Genomic DNA, 23,832 nt, shown 5'->3' on the forward strand with positions numbered 1-23,832 from the left:
TGACATTTTACCCACTATAGCAGCCACTAATCACCCCGGAAATTATTTTTTAGCACCCAGTTATCAGGCGTGCCCCGGTTTACCCGGCAGGCTGCCGCCGCTGATTGCTGCTGTGCTTTCACGCGGGCAATGACGCCAATGGCCAGCCGATCTAACCGCCGCTGGCCATGTTGCTGCACGTAGCCCACCTCGCCGCACGCATCGCAGGGGAAGCGATGAAATAGGCCGTGGGTAAAGCCATGGCCATTGCAGTCATCGCAGCGAATGGCTTGCAGCTGGAAGAGGGTGCGGGTCAAGTTCATGGTCACCAGTTTACCGGGGGGTAGGGGTTTATGTCGCGTAGCGACATGCAAGCCGCCCGCTGAACTATAAATTTAAATTATACCCGCGCGGCGAACGGGCGAAGCCCGACCCAGTAGAGCATTGCCCCTTACCGCTGCCTAACGGGGTGGGTTTGGTTTTGAGCGGGGTACAGGGGCGCAGCCCCTGGGACAACCAGCGCGCCGCGCTGGGCGTCAGCATAAAGCGGTTCTGCGCTTGCGCAGGCATTTAAAGCCCTTGCCCTTGAGAGAGCTTCCGCGCTTGCGCGGGCATTGTGGATAAACCCCACGCTAGTGGGGGTTAGCTGAACCTATTTAATTACATAAGAAAAGCATATTAACGGTGTACAGCTAATTTATTGCCATATCACCTAAGTTTTATTTCAAATCACTTAATTTTATATCTTTAGAGGGGGTTCGAATCATCGGCGGGTATCGTGCTTGCTTGGGGTGGTATTGGGGTTAGATCGGGGGGGATTTTACGCCAGCGCGGCGCTAAAAAAAGCGGGGAAACATTGCAGGGGTAACACTTAGCCACGGGCTAAGCGCCCGGCGTGGGGCGCTGTATGGCGTTTGGGGCGGACTAGCGGCGGGCTAGTGTCGTCGCTGTCGGTCTAGCCACTCGTCATAAGGCGGGTATTTGATGCGTACCAGCTTGTTAACCTCGGCATAGCTCGCGCCGGGGTTATTCGTCACTATCTCAGCAAAATACGCGGTGGCCTCGCGGTTATAGCGCCGCTGCAGCTCTTTTTCATCGTTCGCGTCGGGCAGATCCTTCTTACCCCGGCGCTGCTTATACATCGCCTTGGGGCCGTTGACTTCCATCGCTAAACGGCGGCGAGCTTCGGCGGCATCGTGCTGGGCGGGGAACTGCTCGCGGTGCTTTTTACGGGCTTTCTTAATGCGGTTGCTGCACCAATCCCGAAATTCTTTAAAACGCTGGTAGCCCACACGCCCCAGCGCCAGCAGGAAATCCGGGTTTAACAACTTCACAGCAGGCCGCGCCCGCTTGGTGCCGTCGGCTTTTACTTCATGCTGCAAATGCACCGTAAACGCGCCCGCCAGCTTCAGCCGACGGAAGGCGCGCCAAAAGCGTTGGCTAGGCTCAGGGGCTTCGGGGGTACTGCCTGGGGCAAGCAAACCCGCCACGCGGGCAATTTCCGCACAGCTGCGGTGTTTAAAACCGCCATCGGCTAGCGGGGTTCCCACGCGCAGGCTGGCGAACTCGGTAAACTGAATGATAGCAGAGAGAACAAGCGACTCAGCAGCGCGGGCCTCAGATCGGTTACAGCGGGGGTTGCCGTCCGCGTTCGCCTTGCCGTTCAAGTTGGCCAACATGGGCAATAAGCCGGGGCTGGTGTAGTAGGCTTTCGCACCGTCTATAAGGGATTGCAGTAGCTTGGGCAGCTGCCCTTTTTTCAGCGGCTGGCAATAGCGTTCAAACTCGCCCTTCGCGGGGTCATGCCCGCACCGGTTGCCAGTGCCCCAGTATTTGCCGGGGTGTTCATACTGCGCCCGCCCCCAGACTAGGGGCGCTTTCATTGCTGCATCCATTCGCAAATCTCGCTTGAGACTTGCCCGCGCTCTGTACAGCAGTTAAACTGGATATGTCGGTTTTGCTTCCCAGTTTTTCCGCTGTGCTGCAGAACATCCGAGAAGCCCCAGCGCCAAACTGGGGCTTTTCTTTTGGGCGTCTATCTGGTTAATTTATAAGTATTTCTTCATTGTTGATAAGTGCTGCCCAGCTCTGATCAACAATTCACTGTTTGCCAATCCTAGCATCCAAAAAGCGTTTTGACACGAACTGTGTTAAAAAAATTTCTTCAAAACGCTTTCAACCCGCCGTCAGTGCGCGCCCAGCTTACCCGATTGCTGCAGCTCATGCCCCAGCGCATCACGCACCAGCGTTAGAATCATGTGGGTGCCCGCGTGCTGATCCTCGCCGTTTGTCTGCAAATACTCCAGCATCACATCGATATTTTGCAGCGTGTCGCGCTGATTAATCCCCACTAATGCGTTGTTGTTAAATCCCTGCGTCATGCCCTGCTGATCAATCATTGTACTGCCTCCCCGGCGCGCCTATTTACGGCCTCTTAACTGTGTATTTATACAGCATCATACTACACCGCATAATGCTAATGGAGAAACGCTGCGCGGCTTTCCTTAAGCGATTTTTGCTATGCACTACCTATTTTAAGGATTCGCTCAATTCGCCAAAATTATGCTCACTACCCACTCGCTTTCTTATAAAACCACAAAAGTTAGCGGCTACAAATCAAACGCAACGCATTGATAATAATGCAGGTTTTTAAGAATGGTATTTAATTTTTGGATTTTTTTATTTGTGTCATACTGAGTAGCCCCAGCGCTGCGCGGGGCTTTCTGCAGACCCAAAAAAACCGCGTTAGCGGTTAGTCGTAAAGTGCCGTTATCGCCCGCGCCATTCGTAGATCCTGCAGGTGGCTGCCTCGGCAGTGGTCGGTCTGCCACCAAAATGCGCGGTTAATCCAGCGTCGGCGGCGTTCCCATTTCGCGCAGCCTTGCAGCACGCCTTGGCGGTAGGCGCGCCCGCTCACGGTTTCATCGGGGCTGCCGTCGAACGCGATTACGTTGACTAGCTGACTGCCCAGCGCGGCGAGGCGTAACAGCCGCCCACCGGCTTGGTTGAGTCGATCAGTTGTCATAGACCGTTGCCCAGTCTAGCGCCATTACATCGGCATCGCCCGCTGCAGCTAACTCGATGTACTCAGCTTCTTTTGCAATCAATACAGAGCGCCGTTGACCAATTTTAATCAGCGCCTCTAGCACGTCTGACGCGGGATGATTGGCGTGGGTGTGATTGTCGCTGCATTTCCAGACCGGAAACTCAGTAGCCCCGGAATGATTAACTGCGTTAAGCGCCTCTTGAATAGCATTGCGATTGCTTGGGCTGCCGTCGTAGCGCACGCCCTTAACGGTCACCCCCAGCGCCTCAGCTTTTTTGCGCTGCGCTTTTACGTGTGGCTCTACCTGGGCGCGCTGGTAGTCGAGCAATTTAACGGCATCGAAAAACGCAGTGTCGTCGCTCTCTGTTGTGCCGTACTGCACGTAAACGCCCGCATCGTGAGCGCTCACATCAGCGCCCTTGATAGCATCCAGCCGTTGTTGCTGTTCAGGCGTGAGCGTTAGCGGCTCTATCTGCAGGTCAGACAAATGACCGTGCTGAGCAATGAGCTGCTCATAGTAGCGGCGGTCGTCGCTGTACTGTGTCCGTTCGATGTCGTTGTCTAAAAAGCGGATGCGGTAGGTCATCGGGGTCATATCGTCGCGTAGCATAGCGGCCTCACGTGGAAACGTTGGTTGATAAAATCGATATAGCGGGTTCGCTGGCAGGCGTGTGCAATGAAGCGCTCGCACTCTGCGAGCTGTGCATAGCTGTACCAGCTGTTAAGCGACTGCAGCGCCTCAGCGGGCGTTAAGCGAAACGCGTGCAGCAATCGATCAAACGCGCCAAGGCGCTTAATGATCCGGGATTTAGCTTTAGAGGTTAGCGTGATGCGCGCCGGGGTGATGCGATACCCCAGCGCCTCTAGCCCTTGCTGCGGGCGCAGTGGGCGGATAAAACATTTGCGGTCGGGAAACGTCAGGCGTATTACGTCGCGCCCAAACGCGCGGATAGCGGCCAGCACATCGCCCGCATTAGCTTTGCCATCAACGATCATTATTAGATCGTCGGCATATCGCACATAGTAGCGCACGCCTAACCGCCGCTTTATATGTTGATCTATTTCGTTCATCAGCACATTAGCGAGCAATTGAGACGTTAAATTGCCAAGCGGTAAACCAATATCATTGGGCGAGCTATCAATAATCTTATCTAATAACGCGACAGTTTTAGTGCAGTTTATCTTTTTTCTTATAATCCCTTTAACAACATCGTGATTAATGCTGTAAAAGAACTTTTGAACATCGGCTTTTATAATCCAAGGTTCATCGTAACGCCTAGACGCGTTGCGCATATACCGCTGAACCTGTTTAACTGCTTTATGATTTCCTTTATTTCTTATGCAGGCGTAACTGTCGAAGATGAACTTGGGCTCGTAAAAGTCGCGAAGCGTTTCATTAATGGCATGCTGAACAATCTTGTCTCGATACCTGGGCGCATATATCACGCGCTCTTTCGGCTCAAACACAACAAACTCTTCGTAGTCTTCGGGCGTATAATTACCGGATGCTACTTCGCGTCTTAATATTTCCAAGTTTTCTGTTTCGTTGGCGGCAAAGCGTATCGCAGCGGCTTTAAATTTCGGGCTAGCCGTTTGGGTTTTTCGATACGCAGCGTAAAAATTAGCTTCTGAAACAATGCGCTGAAACATTGCTGTCCTTAAAAAAGCGAGGGCGCTAATACGATGAGTAGCGCCCTCTTACGGTTTTCTGCTGAATGAAGTTAATCACTGGCAGCAGACAAACACCCCCTTGTAGTGTGTAAACACAAACATCATCTCTTGTAAGCCTTGACCGACAAGATGAAATAAACAACAGGGCGGGCCGCCAACCGTTATTGCTATTCGCATTCGACGCCGTATTGCGATTGAAGTTCGCGAGGTCATCATTGCCACGGTTAGCGCGGTTGGAGGAGTTACGGCGTTTGCCTGGGTCTGCTAGCAGACTTCATAAAGCCTATCAGAATTTTCTTAAGTTCGGTAATTTTTAAATCGATCTGAGCAAAGAACCCAGCACTGATATAGCGCTCGCTTCTACTTAACCGAAAAAGCGTTACCAAATTATTCATATACGCCGCCGCCTCTTGAAGCGCCGTTTTGCGCTTACTGGGCACCATTTTAGCCAACCCTAACCGCTCTAACAGATTTACAAAGCAGCCCTTAATATGCGCACAAAGCGCGAACTTTTCGGACTTAGGGTAGTTTTTAAACGCGGGGTAGACCTGGAAAAATAGCGCTTCTGCTTTCGCATAAAGAATGAGGCTATCACGTTCCACTGTGCTTATCCTTACGCTACACGTGCGGGTCAAGCCCGCCCGCTTCGCGGATTAGTTGTTAGGGATTAGTTCCAAGGCGGGCCGCCAACCGTGAATGCTATACGCAACCGACGCCGTAATGCGATAGAAGGACGCGAGGTCAACATTGCCACGGAGAGCGCGGCCGGAGGAGACTGTATCGCTCATTTCCTGAACCCAGCACGCGCGACCGTTGCCGCTAATATTAAGCTCGGCGTTGCTGAAAGTCGCCCAATTATCGCCCACCTGGGGGCCGCCGTGGCGGTTTGGTGTCTGGCCATCGGTGCCGTCGCTGGTGGGCACGTCAGTGTGTACCCGATACATCAGCTCATTCCACTCTGATCCGCCGCCAACATCTATTTGCACCATATCATCAGTGTAAAACAGCTCTTCCGACTCTGGGAACGGATCAGCGCCAGCGCCGGTTAGCAGGCGTACGATAAAGCGGTTGCCGCCGTGCTCGACCACTGTGTACTGATTAACGGGCGTGCCGCGCGGATGTTTGCCGTTGTCATTCGTGCCGTACACGATGCCGCGCTGATACAAATGATCCCAGCTAACTGTATGCATAAACGACTGTTTGGCAACGAAAAGCACCTTGCCCTTACGCGCAAATTTCAGCCAGCCTGCGTTGCTGTTTTGCAGCACGCCCTCGGTTACGCCAAGCTCAAACGCAAGGCGGTCGCCGCTGTAAAACTCGGCGGCAGATACTTCGCCGAAATAACCCGCATTCATGTCGCCCGCAAGCAGCTCTTGCGGGCCAGGGCCGTAGGCGAGTACCGCGCTACCCGCGTTGCTGCCCACGTAGTACACAGACACAAACAACTGCAGGCCGCTGCCACTGGCAATAAAGCGGTCGCCCGCCTCCAAGTTGAACGATTTTTCTAGCGCCACTTCGTCGGCGACCGCTTTGCCGTTAAACACTGTGTGCGTGGTGTTCGTCGCCGCGTTGAAATACTTGAGCGTTAGATTGCCGCTGCCGGTGCACAAGATGCTGTGCGCAGTGGCTTCCGTGCCCTGGGGTACTGTAAAAATCGTTTGATCACTACCCGTAAGGGCTTTGGCGTGTGTGCGTAGGGCCATGGTGTTTCCTCAAAAAATTAACGATGTAAGCAGCGGATCGGGGCGGGCGTTGAGCTTTATCAATGCTTCTTGAGAAGCGAGTTTAAGCACCGGCTCTGCCGCGCCGTTGCTGTTGCGGTATAGCTGCAGATAGCCGTTTTCGGGCACTTTGAAGAACTGATCAGCGGCGGTAGCGCCCAACCCCTGCGCAACGCTGGGATAGATGCCTGCGGCGTCCTGCGCCGATGCAGTAGCCGCCGTTGCGGCCTGGGTGGCGGTTTGCGCGGCTTTTTCTGCCGTCCCCCTTGCGCTCACCGCTTGAGCGGCGGCGCTTGTTGCAGTCAGGCGGTCTGATCGAGCCTGGGCGGCGCTATCCTTTGCATTGCCCGCGACTGCAACTGCATTTTTCAGCGCAGGAACAAAGCGCTCGCGGTGGCCGTCGTTCTCAAGGCCAGTGTTCGGGTTGTCGTCGTCGGTGATCGTACTGCCATCACCGCCCAGCTCCGGGGGGAATGTCACGCTCGCCATATCGGCTCCTTACAGAAAGTGCATTAACAGTGGATCGGGGCGGCTATCGACGTAACGCCGCACGGCATACGCCTCGCTAGCCGCCGTACCCGCCGGGTCAAAATCCGCTACGTCAGCGCCAGCGGCAGTGCCCGCGTCGGTTATCTGGCTGAGCGTGTGCGCGTGCGAATCCGGCGGATACGTGGCGGGCTTGTCGGTAACCTCCGAAAAAGCAGGCCACCTTGTTGCCGTGCTGGGTTTGCTGTCGATCTCGTTCCAGCCGTGGCCGTGAGCGGTGGGCGGGTAGCTAGCTGGCTTATCTGTCACTTCGCTAAACGCTGGCCAGCGGGTTGCCGTGCTAGGTTTGCTGTCGATCTCGTTCCAGCCATGGCCGTGAGCGGTGGGCGGGTAGCTAGCTGGCTTATCTGTCACTTCACTAAACGCAGGCCATCGCGTCGCTGTGGCAGGTTTGCCGCTGATTTCAGTCCATGTGTGGCCGTGCGTGGCATCCGCCTTACCTTCTAGTAGCTGATCCATTTCAGCACGGGTATAGCGGTCGGTAATGTCGCGGATCTGCTCGCCAAACCGCATGTAAATGCGCTCGCTGGCGAGGTTGATAGCTAGATCCCCTTCGTCAATATCGCTAAGCGTCGGCACCGCTTCCGCGTCGTTTGAGATACGCAGGCCCACATACTGGCGTGGCGTCATAGGATCTCCCGCAGCGTGACCGCATTGGTATAGTTAGCGTGATAGGGATTCGTCAGCGGGTTAACGCTAGATAGCCTGCCGATAAAGGATTTCGCAAACGACTGCGGCCCTGGCGTGCGCTCTTCGGTGTAGAACACCTCTTTATGCAGCCCTTGGCGGCGCATCATCGCGTGGATCTGCGAAAACCCTTCTTCCTGGGATAAGTGCGACAGATCCAGCGATACGGTACGTCGTGCGCTTTTTGGGTCCGCGTATTCGGTTTCGTCTGCGTTGTCAGCCGTTTCGAACGTGGTGCCAATATCTAACCCGTATTGAATGCCCCAGCTAGCGTTAAACTGTGAGCGCCAGGCATTGGCAACAAACGCCCGCCCGATGCGTACAACGCCGTCGGGGTTGGTCGGGTTATCAATCTCAATACGCACGCGGCGGCACACCTGGGGCGCATCGGCAAACATCCACGCCAGCGGCGTAAAATCCTGCCGATCCTCTTCAAATGGTTTACCGCTCCAAAAATTGGAGTCTTCCCAATTAAGCTCGCTACTTGAGTAAACGGCGGGCCAAACATCGCGCCAACCGCTATCCCACATTTCATTCGTTGCAGCGGTGTCGCGAAAAATGCGCATCCGCCAGCGCGCCGCTACTGTCAGATTGTGCTGCGCTAATGCCGCCATCGCCACGGTTCGAAAACGCGGAAATGTCACGTCAAACTGCGTGCTAGCGGTATTCAAATCGGCGCTTTCTGCGACCTCTGCAAATATCGGCTCTTGCAGATTGTCGCGAGGTAGCTCGCTACTCCATGACCCACCGCTTAACGTGCCTTCGTTGACGTAGTTGGGCCAACAAAACGTGCTGTGTCTATCGCTCATATCAGCCCCATAGCGTCAGTGTGAGACGATTGTTGGAGGCATCTATCTCTCTGCCTACAATCAGAAAATTACGGCCAGCGCTGTAGCCAAGGCGCGGCGTTTCCAATCGCAGTCCTTTGCCAATGCGCAGGCCTGCGGCGCTCGTTACGCGGGCCTCAACTGTCACGCTATCCCGCCGCACGGACGTTAGCGCCAGCACACGATCCGCCACCGCTTTACCTTCTGCTCTAGTCGCTAGCCGTGAGCTAATGCGCAATTCACCCGCCAGCGGGTGGCGGGCCTGCGTTGCCGTGCTGGTGGCCACCGCTTCACGCACCGCTTTTTCAAGCCGCGCGCGCCTGCCTTCCGTGACCGCGCCCGCCAAATCGGTTTGCGTTACCTCAATCGGGTCGGCTTCCACCACCACCGCCCCCACTGGCAGCCCGTTATCGCCCGCGCCTGTTGCCTCGCGTGTGATTTGCAGGATCTGGTGTTTGCGTAGCGTCAATACTGGGGCAGTGGGTGGCTCAATGACGCCCGCACGAATAGTGCCGGTGGCATCGATGCGCCAGTAGCCGCCCACGCTGACAGCAATGCGGTCGAGCAGATCCGCTGTGCTGGTTTCGTCGGTGACCAGCATGCGCAACTGTCCCAAGGCGTTGAGCGTGGCAACGTCATCGCTGTGTAGCGTTTGCCCTGCATCGCTGGCTATCGCGGCCATCACATCACCCGCTAACTGCTGAGCGCCGTTGGCGGCCACCGTTAACTGCCCGCTGGGCGGCGTGCCGAGACGTATATAGCCCTGGTAGCGCCGCCACTTGCCGCGCGGCGGCTGCCAGTCTTCCCAAAATCCAGGCAGCGGGCCTTCATTTTCCAGGTCTTCCGCGCTGTCGTACGTGCCTGCAAAATCTAGCCGCACGCCGTTGTCGTACACAGCGATAACGGTGCAATCAATGTCGCTAATCTGATAAATCAGCTTTTGCTCATTGACTAACACCGGCGCGGCGTTACGGGTTTGCCCATACAGGCGCGGCTTGACGGTGCCGCCTATGTCGTCGTCGGTACCCTCAAGCCCATCGGGCGCAACGTTCGTGCCTGCGTAGCGGGTGTTGGGGTGCGGTAACTGCAGTAACTCAATCGGGTCACGCAACGTAATCGACACAATGCCGCGCTCAAACCCAACGCGGGACACGGTGCCGCGCCAGGCTTCCTCGACGCCGTCATCCGTCGCGAGCGATAAAACGGCTACGCGGCCATCCATCGCCACGTCTGCGAGATAATCAAAGCGGCCATCGACGTTAATCAGCGTGGTTTCGCCGTAGCCAGAGCGCGAGGCATTACGGATAATATCGCCCGCAAATAGCCCTGCCCTATATAGCCCCGCTTGCTGAATACCCACCCGCCAGCCGTAGCCGTCGGGGTCGCGATACTCCCCAGACGCAAAGCGCAGCGTGACCGTCGCGCCCGCATCGTCTAGCGCATCGTCTATCCGTAGTAGCCAGATCATCGACGCGCCCCCTCAAGCCGCGCCTTGCTCGCCATCGTGCCAAGCGCCGCGTTGCTCTTTTTCTGCTCGTTGATTTGCCCGTTAAAGCCTGCCTGCTGAACTGCGACGGCGGCGGCGGCATGACGGTTATTTTCTTCCTGCAAGCGCTTGTTTTCCTTGCGTGATTCTTGCAATTCGCGCTTAACGTCTTGCAGCACCTGCAGCACGTCATTACTGCCTAGCTGGGGGAATTGCGGTAGAGGCATATCAGGCATGGGCAGCTCTAGCGGGCCATCAGGGATGCGCATCAATCCAGTGGCGTCAACGCCCAGTCGCCCGCCATCGCCACGCGATAGCGGCACAATCGCCTCCGGGTCTGCCTCGCCCATCAATCCCATGTCGAACAGCGTTGGGCTTGAGACGATAGAGTTAGTCGCTACTCTGCCCATCTCGAAGACGCCGCCCTTCGCAAACGGCGCGGCTTTTCCAGTTGCCTCTTTGTAGTCTCGCCGCGACTGCACGATGCTGTCGTTAAAGCTGCTGATTAAGCTGTTAGCGTTTTCTAGACGCTCCCTCAAGCTGTCTAGCTGAGCCATCTCAATCGAATGCCGGCGCAATATTTCTTGCGAACGGACACGTTCAGCGACGGTTTCAACATGCGTCGCAGACCACATGCCTTTTGACTGCTTCTCACGCTGCGCAACCCACTTATCAAACTCTGACTGACTCATCGCGCCTAGATTTGCATCACGCAGCGTGCCGACAAAGCGGTCAAAGTCGGACTCCCAGCCCTCCCAGTTGGCCTGATTCCCGTCTTTAGCTGTATGCCAGCCGTCAAGCCCATCTTTTAAATCAAGCTGAGCGCGGTACTTGACCTGCCCCATGTTGATGCCTTTGTACGCATCGTTGATCCTGTCTATCTCACCGCGCACAGCGCCGCGCTCACCCAGCTGCTGATTGCGACGATCCAGCGTCATACCTGCTTGAGCTGCAATCTCTGCACCCTTACGCTCGCGCTCGATGCGAGCTATATCGGCTTGAGCGACACCCAGCGCATTGATCGAGTCTTTCAGGCTAACGATGTTGCTGTTTAGCCCTACAAACTGATCAGTTGTGCGACTCATCTCGCCCACTAAGCCATTTAGCGATGCTAGCTGATCGTAAGCTCGCTCTTCCAAGCTCTTGGTGTTGTCTTCTGTCCCTTCTCCCGTTCGCGCCAGCGCTTCTAACCGATCAATCGTCCCGCTACCATCCTCGTCTAGCTTACCGAAAATGTTGCGCAACTCCTTATCAGTCGCCATGCCGCTAAACGCTTTGCTGAACTCCTTGTAATCAATCAGACCATCAAGACTTGTATCAATGTCGCTAAACATCGGCGAAAGCGCGCTTCCGATGCCTTTAGCAAGCCCCGCCAAGCGGCTGTTAGTCGCGCCCTGTCGGCTCCATATCCGGTGCCCGTTCACGTCCGTTTTATTCAGCAGCGAGTTGATTTGTCCGTCAGTTGCCAGACCTTTTAACGCGGCCCGAACCTCTGCCTGCGTCAACTGCTCTTTGCCCAGCCGCTTCGACTCTTTTGTTAGCACTCCCGCTAAAATGCTGTCAGTGGGCATACCCGCAATAACGACACTCTCTAAGCCGCTGATAACGCCGTCGGCATTTAGATCCACTGCGCGCACAATCCTGCGCAGCTGTTGATCAGTCGCGATGCCGTCTAAGCCTTTTGACAGCTCGGCAAACGTCAATTTGCCGTCTAAATTGCCGTCGAGCATGTCAAACGCAGGGTTCAGGCTCTTAGCAATACCGCCCGCCAAGCCACCCACGCGCTTGTTCGTTAGCTCTTGTCGGGTAACGATGCCATCGCCGTTTACATCGACCTCGCGTATCAAGCGGTCAATTTCGGCATCGGTGGCAATGGGTGATAGTGCGGTGCGAATCTGCGCATGAGTCAGCTGGTTTTTGTCCAGCTCATTCATTTTGTTACGCAGCGCGGTGCCCAAAATGCTATCAGTCGGCATCTCGGCAATGATGACGTTTTCTAACCCGCTGATAACGCCGTCACCGTTTAGATCTACCGCGCGCATAATCGCGCGAAGCTCGGCGTTGGTGGCTTTGCCGCCCATTACTTTAGCAAGCTGGTCCCGCGTCAAAACGCCGCCAATTCCATCTTCAAGCGAGCCAAAATAACTAGACAGGCTGCCCGAAATGCCGCCCGCCAAGCCGCCCACGCGCTTGTTCGTTAGCTCTTGTCGGGTAATGATGCCATCGCCGTTTACATCGACCTCGCGTATCAAGCGGTCAATTTCGGCATCCGTGGCAATAGGCGATAGCGCGTTGCGGATCTGCGCATGAGTCAGCTGGTTTTTATCCAGCTCGTTCATTTTTCCGCGCAGCACGTTGCCCAAAATGCTGTCGGTGGGCATGCCCGCAATGATGACACTCTCTAAGCCGCTGATAACGCCGTCACCGTTCAGATCCACCGCGCGCATAATGCTGCGCAGCTCTTTGTCGGTCGCGATGCCATCTAGGCCTTTTGACAGCTCGGCAAACGTTAATTTGCCGTCTAAATTGCCGTCGAGCATGTCAAACGCAGGGTTTAGGCTCTTAGCAATACCGCCCGCCAAGCCGCCCACACGCTTGTTCGTTAGCTCTTGTCGGGTAACGATGCCATCGCCGTTTACGTCCACTTCGCGTATCAAGCGGTCAATTTCGGCATCGGTGGCGATGGGTGATAGTGCAGTGCGGATCTGCGCATGAGTCAGCTGGTTTTTGTCCAGCTCATTCATTTTGTTACGCAGCACCGTGCCTAGTACGGCATCTGTAGGTAGCGACTGAATGATGACGCTCTCTAAGCCATCCATCACGCCGTCGCCGTTGAGGTCTACCGCGCGCATAATCGCCTGCAGCTCGGCATCCGTCGCTTTACCGCTCATCACGATAGCGAGCTGCTCGCGTGTTAGCACGCCGTCGATACCGCCCGCCAGGGTAGTAAAGTAGCCTGCCAAGTTGCCCGCGATTTTGCTCGGATTGTCACCTCGCAACACATCGCCCAATTGGCTGCTAATGCCCTGGGTCTGCTCGCGTAATGCTTGTTTAATCTCCTCTGCTATGTACTCTTCCGGACTGATCTGCTCCGGAAGCGCTTCCAGCGCGGCTAGCACATCATCACGAATCGCTTGCCCCGCCGTGCCGCTGGCGTTGTAGGTGTCGTTGGCTTGCAGCACACGGTCGGCGTATTGCGTGATTGACTGTAGCGCGTCGCGGTCGCCGCTTCGCGCTAGCTCCAATTGCCGGTCAAGCTGCGCTTGGGCTTCGCCCAGGTTGGAGCGCGGCGTGCCGCCGGTGGCGTTTTGCTGGTCTACCCACGCGTTAATACCGTTAAACGTGCTAGCTAGCTGGTCGCTCACCTGCGCTAGCGAGGCGGCATAGTTTTTAGCCGCGCCGATGGCGTTTTGCTTGGCTTGGGTTTCGTCCTCAATTGACCAGATAACGCGCTGCGTTTCATGCAACAGCGGGTCAATGCTGAGCAATTCGCGCTCGCGCTGTAGCGCTAATGCCGCTGTGCTGTCGCCCGCCAACTCAAGCAGCGCCAGCTGTTGACCAAACGCCTGATTTTCAAACGCTTGGTAGGCGCTGCGCACGTCGTCCTCTAGCGTGCCTATTTTGTCGTTTAGCTCGCTAAGACGATCACCGAAACGGTGAACGCCCCCGCCCGTTTGCTCAAGCAGTGTTTGCAACTGGTCGAACGACCCGGCAAGCTGCAGCAATTGCGCGTAATTACGCTGGCCGGCCTCGGTGTTGAGGTTTTGAGACTCAATCAACTGGCGGTAGCTGTCGCGAGTTTGCGGCAGCACTAGATTCATACCTGCAAGGGTCTGGCTTAGATCCCCTTGCAGAATCGTTGCCTGCTCAGCATCGGTGAAAAACGCTTGGTAGTAACTGCTCTGCAGGCTGGCGAGCTGCTCAACGCCGCCTGCGTATTGCGCGATACTGTCAGCCGCGCGCAGTGCGCCGGATGCCGAGGCATCGAACTGCAGGTTGAGATTAACACTCGCTGATCCGAGCAGATTCAGGGCGCTCATCGCTGACTGAGCGCGGGCAACAATTGTATCGACATCGCTGCCCAAGCCGCCGATAAAATCACCGAACTCGCCGTCGATGGCATTGACAGCCGCAATTGTCCGCTTACCCAACTGCTCTGCAATGCCAGCGGCGTCGCTTGATGTGATGCGCACGCTCTTTACTGCATCGCTCATCGCGTTCAGTTCTTCTGGCGAGCGCGCAAGGCTAGCAAGCAAATTATCACTCGCCGCGATAGCTTCAAGAAAATCAGTCGCTTTGCCGAACGAGCCAAAGGTTTCTTGGAGCCGATTTGTGTTACCGCCGTGAAAGCCGACGTTACCGAACGCGCTTTTGGCTTTTACACCGTGCTGAACATCCTCAAAAATAGTGTTTGGGTCGCGGTCGGTCGTCATTAAATCAAACGAGGGTGCGCGATTTTTACTACCGAACAGGGAATCAAGCGCACCGCCGATGGTGCCACCCGCAAACGCCCCTATCGGGCCGCCAAAATATGTACCAATGACCGCGCCAGCCGTCGCGCCAAACGAACTGCCTGCCTCTTTTCCGAACAGCGCCGCGCCTGCTTTAGTGCCCAAGTAGCCACCCGCCGCGCCCGCCCCACCGCTGGCTAAGCCCTGCATGCCGCTAAAATTCTGCAGGCTGCCGCCCATGAAGCCGGTTGCACCTGTGCCAGACGTTGCCGCATTAGCAAAGCCTGTGCCGCCATACGCCTGCGCACCACCAGCACCCACCCACTGAATGCCACCCACGCCGCTTTGAAGCGCCTGAAAGCCGTTTTTCAGCGAGCCAATATTTAGGCCGCCCAAGCCGTCGCCAGCGCCAGCACCGCCAGCGCCAGGTATTCCCAGCGCGCCGCCCATTTGCTGCGTAAACTGCACAACAATGGGCTTGAGCGTGGCTTGATATGCCAGCTCGCCCAGCAAGCGCTTAAAGCCGTCTAGCAGTTGATCAGTAAAATCATCGAACGAATCAAACGCGCCGGTGAAGGCATCGGCAAACGTTTCATCAATGCGGTTGCTAGCCTCTTCCCACGCGCGCGCCATCTCCTGTGCGGCGGGGTCAGATTCTAACGCCAGCTGTTGCATCTCATCGCGGATGCCGCCGATCATGCGCGTGTACTGCTCGCCGTCTATCTCGCCCGCGCGGTAGCGTTGGTTAATCTGCTCAAGCGCGGTTTGTAGCTGTAGGGCTTTTTGATTATGACGGTCGTAAGTGCTTACCAGCGTTTCAGTTTGTTTCTCGTAATCCTCGGCACCGGTGGCCGCCCGCTGGTACTGCTCAGCGTTCCAGCGCACCGCTTCGCCATAGGCTTCTTCGCTGATCGTGCTATCGGCTAGGGCTTTATCTAGCACGCCCAAACGCTCTACGTATTCAGCGTGGTCTTTCAGCAGCGGGTCCATCTCCTGCTGAATGCCCACCAGCGCTTTTGCTTGGGCTTCGGCGACTTGCTGAGCCTTGCGGGCGGCAGCTTCGGCAGACTTGTTAGCATCGCCCAAATAGCCAGTCGGCGTAATTAAATTACGGGTGGTTTTCTCTAATTCTTCAAGCTTTGCATCAATCTCAGTGACAGAACCGCCCGCTGCATCAATAGCCTTTCGGGTGTCTAATAATTCAAGCCGCAAATCGTATAGCTTTTGCTGAGCCTCACTGCGCATGCCCATCCCAAAAGCTTCTTGACCGCCTACGGCATCCCATTGCCGTTGCTCATCGGCAACTACCTGCTGCTGACGCGAAACATCCATAGCCAGCGTAGCTTGCCGGAACTGCTGAAACTGTCGCTCAGCCTCCAGCATTGCCCTTGCATTTTTAAGCGCGGCTTCTGAATTAGCATCCAGCGCGCTTGTCATGTCGTCTACGCGATCAGTCGCAGATTGAATCTTTGGCGCTACAAGACCCAGCTCTTCGCGAAAATAGTAAATCGCGCCACCGGCCAATACGGCAGCACCCATCGGACCGCCCACTAGAGACATAGCACCAGCCGCCACGCGGGCAGACGTTGCCAGAACACCATTGGCGCGCGCGGCGGCGCTTGTTGCAGCGGTATATGCGCCTACGGCTGCAGTAGCGGCGGTATCTGCGCGTGCTTTTTCTACGCTAGCAGCCGAGGCTAACTTCTTAGCAGAGGTGGCGGCGGCTTCTGCCCGGGCAAGCCGCCCGTTGGCGGCGGTTAGCTGGTTAATAGCGCCCAGCTCTGCCGTGTGTAGCTGGTTAATGCGGGCCTGCACCTGCATGCGGCCAGCGGCGTTCGCCTGTTCGCCCAACCGTTGCGCGGCCAGGGCTTTCTCTGCGGCTAGCTGCGCCTGCAAGCGTTGCAGGCGCTGTGCATCCATCGCTGCGGCGTTACGCTCCTGAGCGGCCTCTTGGGCGGCACTAGCCGCACGCTGGGCAGCGATGCTTTGCAAATTAGACGCCGTTCGCGCCAAGGTCGCAGCACGTGAGGCCTCCATTGCCTGCGCTTCCGCAAGAGCGGCAATATGGGCACGGTCAGCGCTAATTTTTGATAACGTGGCAGCTGTAGCTGTAACCAGCGAGCCAGCAAAACGCCCTGCCAGTACGCCAGTTAATAGCAGGGTGCCATCTGCTACACGATCGACAACAGACTCCATGCCGCCCATGTCAGTAACAAACTGCTGCACATCACCAGAAAGCTTGGCAATGCCCGGGGCCAATTCAGACGCAACAGTATTGGCAAACGCAGTTCCAAGCCCCGTCAGCTCATTCAATGCTTGGCTTGCATCACGTATGCCCTGAATATCACTTTCCGGTATTGTGATCCCCAGCTGATCAGCAATCCCTAGCTGCTCTCTCAACGCCTCGGCATTGTTTTCAAGCAGCGGCAGCAATCGGGTGGCATCGTTACCCAAGCCCTCGATAAAAGCGATTTTCGCGCCCCGGTTGCCCACTTCATCAAACGCTTTAGCAACGGCCAGCAGCTGCTTGTCTGGGCTTAAGTCCATCAAATCGCGGATATTGAGGTTTAACACCTCGAACAAATCAGCCGCTTCACCGCCGCCGGTATTAACAAAGTCCCCGATTTTTTCAGCGGTATCTTTGAAGATGTCCCCCATTGCGCCAGATTGCATACCTGCAGCCTTGGCGGCAAATTCCCAGCGCTGCAGGGTTTGCAGGCTAACGCCCAGCGATTGCGCCAGCGCGTCTTGCTGGGCAATATTCTGGGTCTGGTTAACTGCCATTGTGCCAACGGCTGCCGTGGCGGCGGCTGTAAACGTGGCCAGCTTCTGAGCGCGGATACCCGCAGACTCAAAACTGGCGGCCATCTCATCGCCTTGGCGCTCGGCGCGCTGCATTTCCCGTGTTAAGTCGGCATTGGCTCGCTGCAGATCCCGCGACGCCTTTACACCGCTAGAGCTGTCGCCTTTGATTACAAACTCAGTGGTATATCGACGTGACATAGGGGTTACCTCAAATTACGAGCACAAAAAACCCGCCAAGCGGCGGGCATTATTAAAGTGGTTTTAATTACTTATGATCGGGGCTCTGGCTATTCACCAACTTTCATCATCTCATCAAGATCAGCCTGCAAAGCTTCTGACTCAAGACGCTGCCGCTCTAACTCTGCCGCCACAAATTCTGCGTCATCGTTTAAGGGCGCTCTGTTTTCGCTAAAAGCTGAGAAAAAAAATACCTCAGCAGTTACTTCATAATCTTGTATATCAGCAATCTCAGGCGGCGCTGACAGCTCAAGCGTATAAGCCTCCCCATTTTCAACACCCCCTGGTACTGAGTAATGCTGCTCCCAAGAGCTTACCCAAGGCACTTCTCGCCCTGGGGTTACAAAGTGAGCTGCGATATACCCTCTCGCAACTGCGGTATCTGAGGCATTTTCTATTGTCACTTCAAAGATTAAAGGGTCTTTTGAAACGTGAGTATCAATAACAACTACATCGCCATAAGCGATTTTCGATATAAATACTAGAATGAGACTCCATTCTTTTTTCAACACGTTTAGCCCCCCAGCTTGGCAAGCAAGCGACTAATAAAACTGGGCTTTTTAACGGTTACTGGCTTTGAAGGCTCTTCGGGAATTGCCTTAGCAGTGTTTTCTTGAGCATGCTCAAATGCTGGCGGGCTAACGATTTTATTGGCTGGCCTTGTTTTCAGTTGCGCAAGAGCTTGCCGCAAATCATCTACCCTGGTGAACTCACGCGGGTCTATCAGCTCACCCGTAGCAGGGCTTACCACGCCACCCTTTATGCGATCCACCATAAACATCTTCATGCCTTGGCTCTTCAAACACATGCCTTTCAGGAATACGCGCCCACCTTTAGCAAACACCAGATCAATTTGAACATGCCTTTCTTTAGGTACTGAATCCCGCTCGCCCTGGTATTTGAAAAGCACCTCTATCGGCTCCTCAAAGTCATTTGCCGCCCAAGCGCTTTCACTATTTGAAGGCGCTGGCTTCGGCGGCTGGGGTGTAGAAATGACACGAGGCTGCTCGACAGTTCGCTTTGGCACTGATATTTCTAAGCGAGCCGCAGGCGCAGACGTTTCTTTCCAATCATCGGGCTCGAACGAATCTCTAGACGAAACCTTCTTCCTAACCCCGCGATCACGCACGGCAGCCGACGCAGGTGCCCCACCATGCGAACTTATGATGTTAGGAAGCCAAGGCCACTCGTAGGTAGGCCATTCCCTCATAAGCTCAGACCAAACGTTGTATTGGTAGTAATAAGGGTGGCTTTCGATTTCGCCGCTCAAAACGAACACCATATTAGTGACCGTTTCCTTTAATGCGGCTTCAAGTCCGTCGCCCGGCAAAAACTCATGAGTGGGCGGCATTTTCTCTGGATTGACTAACGCAAAGGCGGCTAAATCACTGGCTAAATCTGGCTTCTTACCCTTTGGCTCAAGGCCGTTACCTATCATCAACGCCTTCAACTCTGGCACCGTGTGGCCGCGCATAAGCAGTGACAACCAATCCCCTTTTGCTGAGGGCGTCCATCGACGGATAAGATTTAGCTTTAGGGCTTGGTGCGTCTGCTGCTCAGAAAGGCTAAGAGACATTGATTCGTCATCATCCCCCATTAATAAAAGCTCTTCGAGATCCGAGTAATGCCCCTTGAAACAGTAAAGATCACCAAGCGTTTCTTTGGTTGCGCGGTTGAAAGCGGAATCTACCTCCTCCACCTCAAGCTCATGAGCATATTCATCATTGAAAAACTGATTGAATATTGGCTCAGCCTCCTTCATCAGCAACCCTTTTAAATCCTCTCGCATATTAGAGAGGTCGGTTACATCTTTAATTTTTATTGGGCTTTTCGTGATCGACAGCTTTTTAGGCTTGAAGCGGCCTGTCTGAGGATCTTCATACAGTGACAAATCCATGCTCCTTCCCCCTTGTTATGGTTCCCGTAAAAACCATAAAGGAGCACTAACAGCTTTGCTAATTTTCTTTTATCACCCTCGCATCACTTCCAACGCGCCAGCCTCAATATGCTGGATTTTACGCAGCGTGTCGCGCTGATCCTCAACGCCCAGCATACGCATGGTGCTTTCTAGCTGGCTACGCTCGATGCCCATAGGCACCGGGCTGCCCATGGGCGGGGTTAGGTAGCGCCACTGGCTGGCACAATCTCGAAACACGTTAAACGCGGTAACGTTGCAGGGCCAAATAACAACGCTGGTGGGCTTCTTGTAACGCTCAGGGATGGTGACTCCCCAAGCGTCTAAGTCGCTTTTTAGCTCGTTTTTCGTACTACCTTGAGCGCCCGCCCACGTGCGCCCAAGGTCGTTTAGTTTTTTGCGGTGTACTCCGGCACGCCTTGCTGCACATGGTTCCACGCGCGCACACAGCCCATCAATACATAGGGGTCTTTGACCAGCTTGGCCTTCATTTCCTTCGTCACTTTCAGGTCGTTGCCGTCTGCGTCGGCAAAGCCGCTTAGGGTAATCACGTCATCAATCACGTGCTCAAACCCTTTAATTTCGCCATTCTTTTGCTTTTCTTGTAACGCTTCTTGCTCGTCAATATCACGCACGCGAATTTCAGCGGTAAATTCCTCTTCTTCGCGACCTGGGCGCTTGATAGCAACGGTTTTAAATACGGTAGCGAGTCCAACAACATAGGCTGCAGCCATGGGTAATACTCCTGGGTTTCATTTTTTGGGAACGCTAGAAACGACGACGCCCGCATAAAGCGGGCGTGGCGTCGTTAGTTGCTTGCTTTTTAGCTATGCGTGATTAGTTCACGCCTTCATCACTTGGCGAACAATACCAGCTCGTCGTCACCTTCCACCGACAGCCAGCGCAGGTCGCTTTGCACGTGGGTAATGCCGTCGCTGTCTTGCGTGGTCATGCTGGCCATCTGCACTTTTGGCCCGCGCGCGCCGACAATGTTGCCGGGCACCGTGCCGTGCGAGAACGCCACCGCGCCGGTGGTAACCACTTGGTGTGATTCGATCTTTTGAAACACATCAAAATCAGCGATACGCGGCGCTTGGAATGCCGCTTGCCCGGTGGGGGCGCTATCGGTGATATGAACACCTTCGTAGTTAACCAAGTTGCGGTAGGTCACCGTGTTAGCCAGGTCAAAGCTAAAGCTTTGACCGATAGCCTCATGCCCCAGCAATGTGAACTCGGTGGTGTTCTCGAAATTCACCGGGATCTCATCGGCCTGATTTTCAACGCTCAGCGTGATGGGCGATACCGTAGTTGGGCGTTCGTACAAACCTGTCATAGTGAACGCCAGCGTAGGTAACGCGGCGGTCGCCGCGCTGCCTGTCACGGTGCCGCGAACGCCTTTTACGCACTGCTGTTGGCCGTCATGCAAGTAGTAGATTGTGAGCGAATCCCCCTCGTTGCTTGTGCGGGCATAGGTCACTTCGCCCGCATCCAGGTCTTCCACTTCTTGCATCTGGCACGCGCGCGCTAACAGCCCCCAAGCAGGTGGCACAACCGTTGTACCAATGACTGGGGCTGTGCCGCTACCGCTCCAAGGCACGGTAACCTGCACCTGCGTATTGGGGCCGGTGTTAATTTGCGCGTAACCGCCCATTTCCTGGCGGATGCGCGTTCGCTCAACGGTATTGCCTTGGTAGGGCGTAATGCTCAGCTCAGTGGCTAGCATCAGCGTGCCGGTTTCAATCGCCGGGGCTACGCCGTACTCAGTTTCCAGACATACCACGATGGCTTTTTTTCGCTCAAGTAGCGGCGTTGGCATCGTCTTTACCCTTTACGTTGGTGACTGTTTTTGCGCTGCTAGGGGCTGCGGCAGGCGCGGCGGCGGGGGCTGCGGCTTTGTGCTTGCCGCTTTCCACTTTGCTTGGGTGTTCAGCGTGAGCGCCGTAGCGTTGCTGCTTAGCTGGCTCGCTCACTTGCGTTAGCTCGCCGTTTTTGCGGCGAAATTTTCCGCCTTGCTTGGTAGGCATGGTTTCCTCCGGGCATAAAAAAACCCGCACGCGGCGGGGGCTTTGGGTTGTGGGGCGGGTTAGATGGTGACGGTGCGGGACGCGGTTAGCGCGTTAGGGGTTTCGAGCGTCCAGTATTCACGCCACCAGACATAACGCCCGCGTATTTCCTGCATTTGCCCGCTGTGAAACGCCATTACCCCGCTACTGCCGGGGGGCTGCCAGCCAAACAGCGCTTCCCGCACTTGATGCCGCTGGGCGCGAAACGTGTCGCCGGTTTCGCAAATAATGAACACGCCATAAACCTGCGCTGTCGCTTGACGGCGGCTGAGTTCGTTGGCGGCTTCCGCTGAGTCTTCCGCTAGATAGACGTAAGCGGCGGGCGTTTTGTCGTTGTAGTCGTCGATAGGCTCGCTAAACCACGCCTCATCAACCACTGCAAACCCTGGGCATTCGCTAGCAACGCGGGCTTTTAGGGCGTTGGTTATGTCGTAATCCTGCATGGGTTCCTCATTTTCTCTGGCCTAGCAGGTAGTCCATACGCCCGCTGAACTGCCGGGGCAGATCTTCGCGCACCATGTCTTGGGCGCTATCGATAACGCTGTGGTGGGCTACCATGCCGGGGATTGAGGGGCCAAACTGCATAGTGGGCTTGCTGGCGTTGTCGTCTTTATCCGCCCGCCGCCAGATTCGTCCTTTGGCAAACCAGCCGCCCTTGACCACCTGACGCCCGGTGTCTTTGCGCACTTGCACGCTGGCACCGCGCCTGCGGGTTTTAAACTTGGTGCCGCGCTTGCTGGTGGCCATAACCACGCGGGCACGGGTGGTTTTCGGTTTGAAATTATCTAGCGGCAGCTTACGCCCCGTATACAGCAGCGAGCGCGACGCATCGCGCCGTGCCCGCTGAATTTTGAGGCGCTTTTTAATATCGGCAACGCTGACGTGATAGTCATCCCGCACCGCTTTTGATATGTGCGTTGCGGCTTTCCGCTGGGTGCGATCAAGCGATTGCTGAAACGCCTTTTCGACCGTTTTGGGGTCGTAGCGGTTTTTCAGTGCCTGTAGCTCGTTGATGTCGTATTGATAGCGCATTACGTCACCTCGATTCTGACAAACGCGCCGTCGTCCTCCACGATTGAGCCATAGCGCCAGCGACGGCCATTGACGGTAAACTCCGCACGGCGGTCTACCTCGCCCACCTTCGCCACCGGCACTAGCAGGGTTTTGACCTTGCGACCTAACCCGTTCTCGTCGATCACTTCAAAATCGTTATCGAACTGGTAAGGCACGTCGATAACGTCGGCGGCGTTGGGGACGGGGTGGTAAGTGCAAAGGCCATCGCTGAGGTGTTTTATAGCCGCCTCGTTCAGGCGGCTAGCGTACTGGTCAAAGAAGGCCATGGGGCACCCGCTTACTCAGTGAGCTTGATACACGCTTGCGGGCGGGTGCAAAGGTGCGCCGGGTTGGATTGCGCTTCTAGCTCCACCCCTTTGTCGTGAGGCAACATATCAGAAGAGGCGTAGAACGGTAGCCCAAGCGTGTTAACGGTGCTGCCGTAAGGTGCAGGGGCAAAGCGGCTAATGAATAGATCCATCACGCCAAGCGGTACAACACGCGCTTGATCGTCTGGGATTTTCACTTTACCGCCGCCGCGATAGCGCTCCCAGTAGATGCCACCAAAATAGAAGGCATCACGTGGGTCGGCACGCAGGCGCTCACCATTTTGATAACGCTCGTATGCCTCTTTGACTTTGCTGTGGCTAATGAATTTGCGCCAAAAACTCTTGCCACACATGGCGGTTGCGCCAGTGAAAGAAAGCCCGCCAAGCCCCTCCTCTATTTTTTCGAGGATGTCGAGGCATTTCCCCTGCATATCAGTTCCTGCGGTAGCAAGGGCCATAACTACGCTTTTTTCAGTAATCCCAAACACTTGATACAAATCATAAATGACTGTCGTGCCGTCAGAGTCCAGCACCTTACCTTGCATGGCACCAATGCGGTGATATTCGTGGGTAATGTCGATAAAGCGCGCCATCTTCGCTAGGCGGCGATTGACCACCGACTGCACTGCCTTCATCGAGTCTTCACTACCAAATTCCCGCACGTTCTGCACTTCATCCGCTAGTACTGTGGCAGTCGTCGGCAAGTGGGCGGTGGTGAATGTAAACCCAGAGCGCTTATCGCCACCGATTACCGTGCCCGGCGCGCCACGGGATTTATTCTCAACCAAGCCCAATTTTTCACCGTCCTTTTCAATCAGCACGCTGGTGGTGCTAACTCCGGCGGGTTCAAACAGGCCCAAAGAGCCAATCTGATTGGGCAGGTATTCAACGTCATTGATGGCCGCCGTTAGCGATACCATCGTGAAAATATCGGAATCAAAAACACCAGGCATAGTAAGCCTCTCTTTCTCTTTAATGGATTGCGGTTATCAATTGCCCAGAACGGGCAATCAGTG

Annotated in this window: 23 protein-coding genes and 1 pseudogene; all 24 read right to left on the reverse strand. The window is 55.4% G+C overall.

The features are described 5' to 3' along the window. Positions 1-26 precede the first annotated feature (26 nt). On the reverse strand, positions 27-302 hold the full coding sequence (locus tag K1Y77_RS17230) for a hypothetical protein (protein WP_264431657.1): 276 nt from the start codon (positions 300-302) through the stop codon (positions 27-29). Positions 303-914: 612 nt separating this feature from the next. Continuing rightward, on the reverse strand, positions 915-1,862 hold the full coding sequence (locus tag K1Y77_RS17235; protein WP_264431550.1) for a hypothetical protein: 948 nt from the start codon (positions 1,860-1,862) through the stop codon (positions 915-917). 303 nt (positions 1,863-2,165) lie between these two features. Then, on the reverse strand, positions 2,166-2,378 hold the full coding sequence (locus tag K1Y77_RS17240) for a hypothetical protein (RefSeq protein ID WP_264431552.1): 213 nt from the start codon (positions 2,376-2,378) through the stop codon (positions 2,166-2,168). A 353-nt stretch (positions 2,379-2,731) separates the two neighbouring features. After that, the gene (locus K1Y77_RS17245; protein WP_264431553.1) at positions 2,732-3,004 is read right to left on the reverse strand and encodes a hypothetical protein; all 273 of its coding nucleotides are present in this window, start codon (positions 3,002-3,004) and stop codon (positions 2,732-2,734) included. Continuing rightward, entirely contained in the window at positions 2,994-3,635 is a 642-nt protein-coding gene (locus tag K1Y77_RS17250) for a DUF4376 domain-containing protein (RefSeq protein WP_264431555.1), read from the reverse strand. Before K1Y77_RS17250 ends, K1Y77_RS17245 begins: the two co-directional genes overlap by 11 nt. Further along, on the reverse strand, positions 3,617-4,675 hold the full coding sequence (locus K1Y77_RS17255) for a reverse transcriptase/maturase family protein (protein WP_264431556.1): 1,059 nt from the start codon (positions 4,673-4,675) through the stop codon (positions 3,617-3,619). The genes K1Y77_RS17250 and K1Y77_RS17255 overlap by 19 nt, the downstream gene beginning before the upstream one ends. Positions 4,676-4,938: 263 nt before the next feature. Beyond that, positions 4,939-5,298 (reverse strand): four helix bundle protein, encoded by a 360-nt coding sequence (locus K1Y77_RS17260; protein WP_264431558.1) that lies wholly within the window; start codon positions 5,296-5,298, stop codon positions 4,939-4,941. Between the two features lie 51 nt (positions 5,299-5,349). Next, positions 5,350-6,399: a hypothetical protein gene (locus K1Y77_RS17265; protein ID WP_264431559.1), complete on the reverse strand. Its 1,050-nt coding sequence runs from the start codon at positions 6,397-6,399 to the stop codon at positions 5,350-5,352. 9 nt (positions 6,400-6,408) lie between these two features. Next, positions 6,409-6,906 carry a hypothetical protein gene (locus tag K1Y77_RS17270; RefSeq protein ID WP_264431561.1) on the reverse strand — a complete coding sequence of 166 codons (498 nt, stop codon included), beginning with the start codon at positions 6,904-6,906 and terminating at the stop codon, positions 6,409-6,411. Positions 6,907-6,915: 9 nt separating this feature from the next. Then, positions 6,916-7,593, reverse strand: coding sequence for a hypothetical protein (locus tag K1Y77_RS17275; protein WP_264431563.1), 678 nt, complete (start codon positions 7,591-7,593; stop codon positions 6,916-6,918). Then, positions 7,590-8,459 carry a hypothetical protein gene (locus K1Y77_RS17280; RefSeq protein WP_264431565.1) on the reverse strand — a complete coding sequence of 290 codons (870 nt, stop codon included), beginning with the start codon at positions 8,457-8,459 and terminating at the stop codon, positions 7,590-7,592. Before K1Y77_RS17280 ends, K1Y77_RS17275 begins: the two co-directional genes overlap by 4 nt. 1 nt (position 8,460) lies before the next feature. After that, on the reverse strand, positions 8,461-9,945 hold the full coding sequence (locus K1Y77_RS17285) for a hypothetical protein (protein ID WP_264431566.1): 1,485 nt from the start codon (positions 9,943-9,945) through the stop codon (positions 8,461-8,463). Next, a complete protein-coding gene (locus K1Y77_RS17425; protein WP_406567296.1) occupies positions 9,942-12,149 on the reverse strand; it encodes an EF-hand domain-containing protein in 2,208 nt (735 codons plus the stop codon). Before K1Y77_RS17425 ends, K1Y77_RS17285 begins: the two co-directional genes overlap by 4 nt. Positions 12,150-12,380: 231 nt before the next feature. Beyond that, positions 12,381-17,417: pseudogene (locus tag K1Y77_RS17290) on the reverse strand (EF-hand domain-containing protein); the annotation flags it as partial. Positions 17,418-17,506: 89 nt separating this feature from the next. Beyond that, positions 17,507-17,968, reverse strand: coding sequence for a hypothetical protein (locus K1Y77_RS17295; protein WP_264431570.1), 462 nt, complete (start codon positions 17,966-17,968; stop codon positions 17,507-17,509). A gap of 2 nt (positions 17,969-17,970) precedes the next feature. Continuing rightward, a complete protein-coding gene (locus K1Y77_RS17300; protein WP_264431572.1) occupies positions 17,971-19,353 on the reverse strand; it encodes a WYL domain-containing protein in 1,383 nt (460 codons plus the stop codon). Between the two features lie 72 nt (positions 19,354-19,425). Continuing rightward, positions 19,426-19,809 (reverse strand): DUF1799 domain-containing protein, encoded by a 384-nt coding sequence (locus K1Y77_RS17305; protein ID WP_264431574.1) that lies wholly within the window; start codon positions 19,807-19,809, stop codon positions 19,426-19,428. After that, a complete protein-coding gene (locus K1Y77_RS17310) occupies positions 19,761-20,105 on the reverse strand; it encodes a hypothetical protein (RefSeq protein ID WP_264431576.1) in 345 nt (114 codons plus the stop codon). The genes K1Y77_RS17305 and K1Y77_RS17310 overlap by 49 nt, the downstream gene beginning before the upstream one ends. A gap of 119 nt (positions 20,106-20,224) precedes the next feature. Beyond that, a complete protein-coding gene (locus K1Y77_RS17315; protein WP_264431578.1) occupies positions 20,225-21,187 on the reverse strand; it encodes a hypothetical protein in 963 nt (320 codons plus the stop codon). Continuing rightward, the gene (locus K1Y77_RS17320) at positions 21,168-21,395 is read right to left on the reverse strand and encodes a hypothetical protein (RefSeq protein WP_264431580.1); all 228 of its coding nucleotides are present in this window, start codon (positions 21,393-21,395) and stop codon (positions 21,168-21,170) included. The genes K1Y77_RS17315 and K1Y77_RS17320 overlap by 20 nt, the downstream gene beginning before the upstream one ends. A 59-nt stretch (positions 21,396-21,454) precedes the next feature. Further along, positions 21,455-21,877 (reverse strand): phage tail terminator protein, encoded by a 423-nt coding sequence (locus tag K1Y77_RS17325; RefSeq protein WP_264431583.1) that lies wholly within the window; start codon positions 21,875-21,877, stop codon positions 21,455-21,457. Positions 21,878-21,884: 7 nt separating this feature from the next. Next, positions 21,885-22,466 (reverse strand): hypothetical protein, encoded by a 582-nt coding sequence (locus K1Y77_RS17330; RefSeq protein ID WP_264431585.1) that lies wholly within the window; start codon positions 22,464-22,466, stop codon positions 21,885-21,887. After that, positions 22,466-22,774, reverse strand: coding sequence for a hypothetical protein (locus K1Y77_RS17335; RefSeq protein WP_264431586.1), 309 nt, complete (start codon positions 22,772-22,774; stop codon positions 22,466-22,468). The genes K1Y77_RS17330 and K1Y77_RS17335 overlap by 1 nt, the downstream gene beginning before the upstream one ends. 11 nt (positions 22,775-22,785) lie before the next feature. Next, positions 22,786-23,769, reverse strand: a complete 984-nt coding sequence (locus K1Y77_RS17340) for a major capsid protein (RefSeq protein WP_264431587.1) — start codon at positions 23,767-23,769, stop codon at positions 22,786-22,788. Between the last annotated feature and the right edge of the window lie 63 nt (positions 23,770-23,832).

Source organism: Halomonas qaidamensis, assembly GCF_025917315.1.
In the GTDB taxonomy this organism is placed as follows: domain Bacteria; phylum Pseudomonadota; class Gammaproteobacteria; order Pseudomonadales; family Halomonadaceae; genus Vreelandella; species Vreelandella qaidamensis.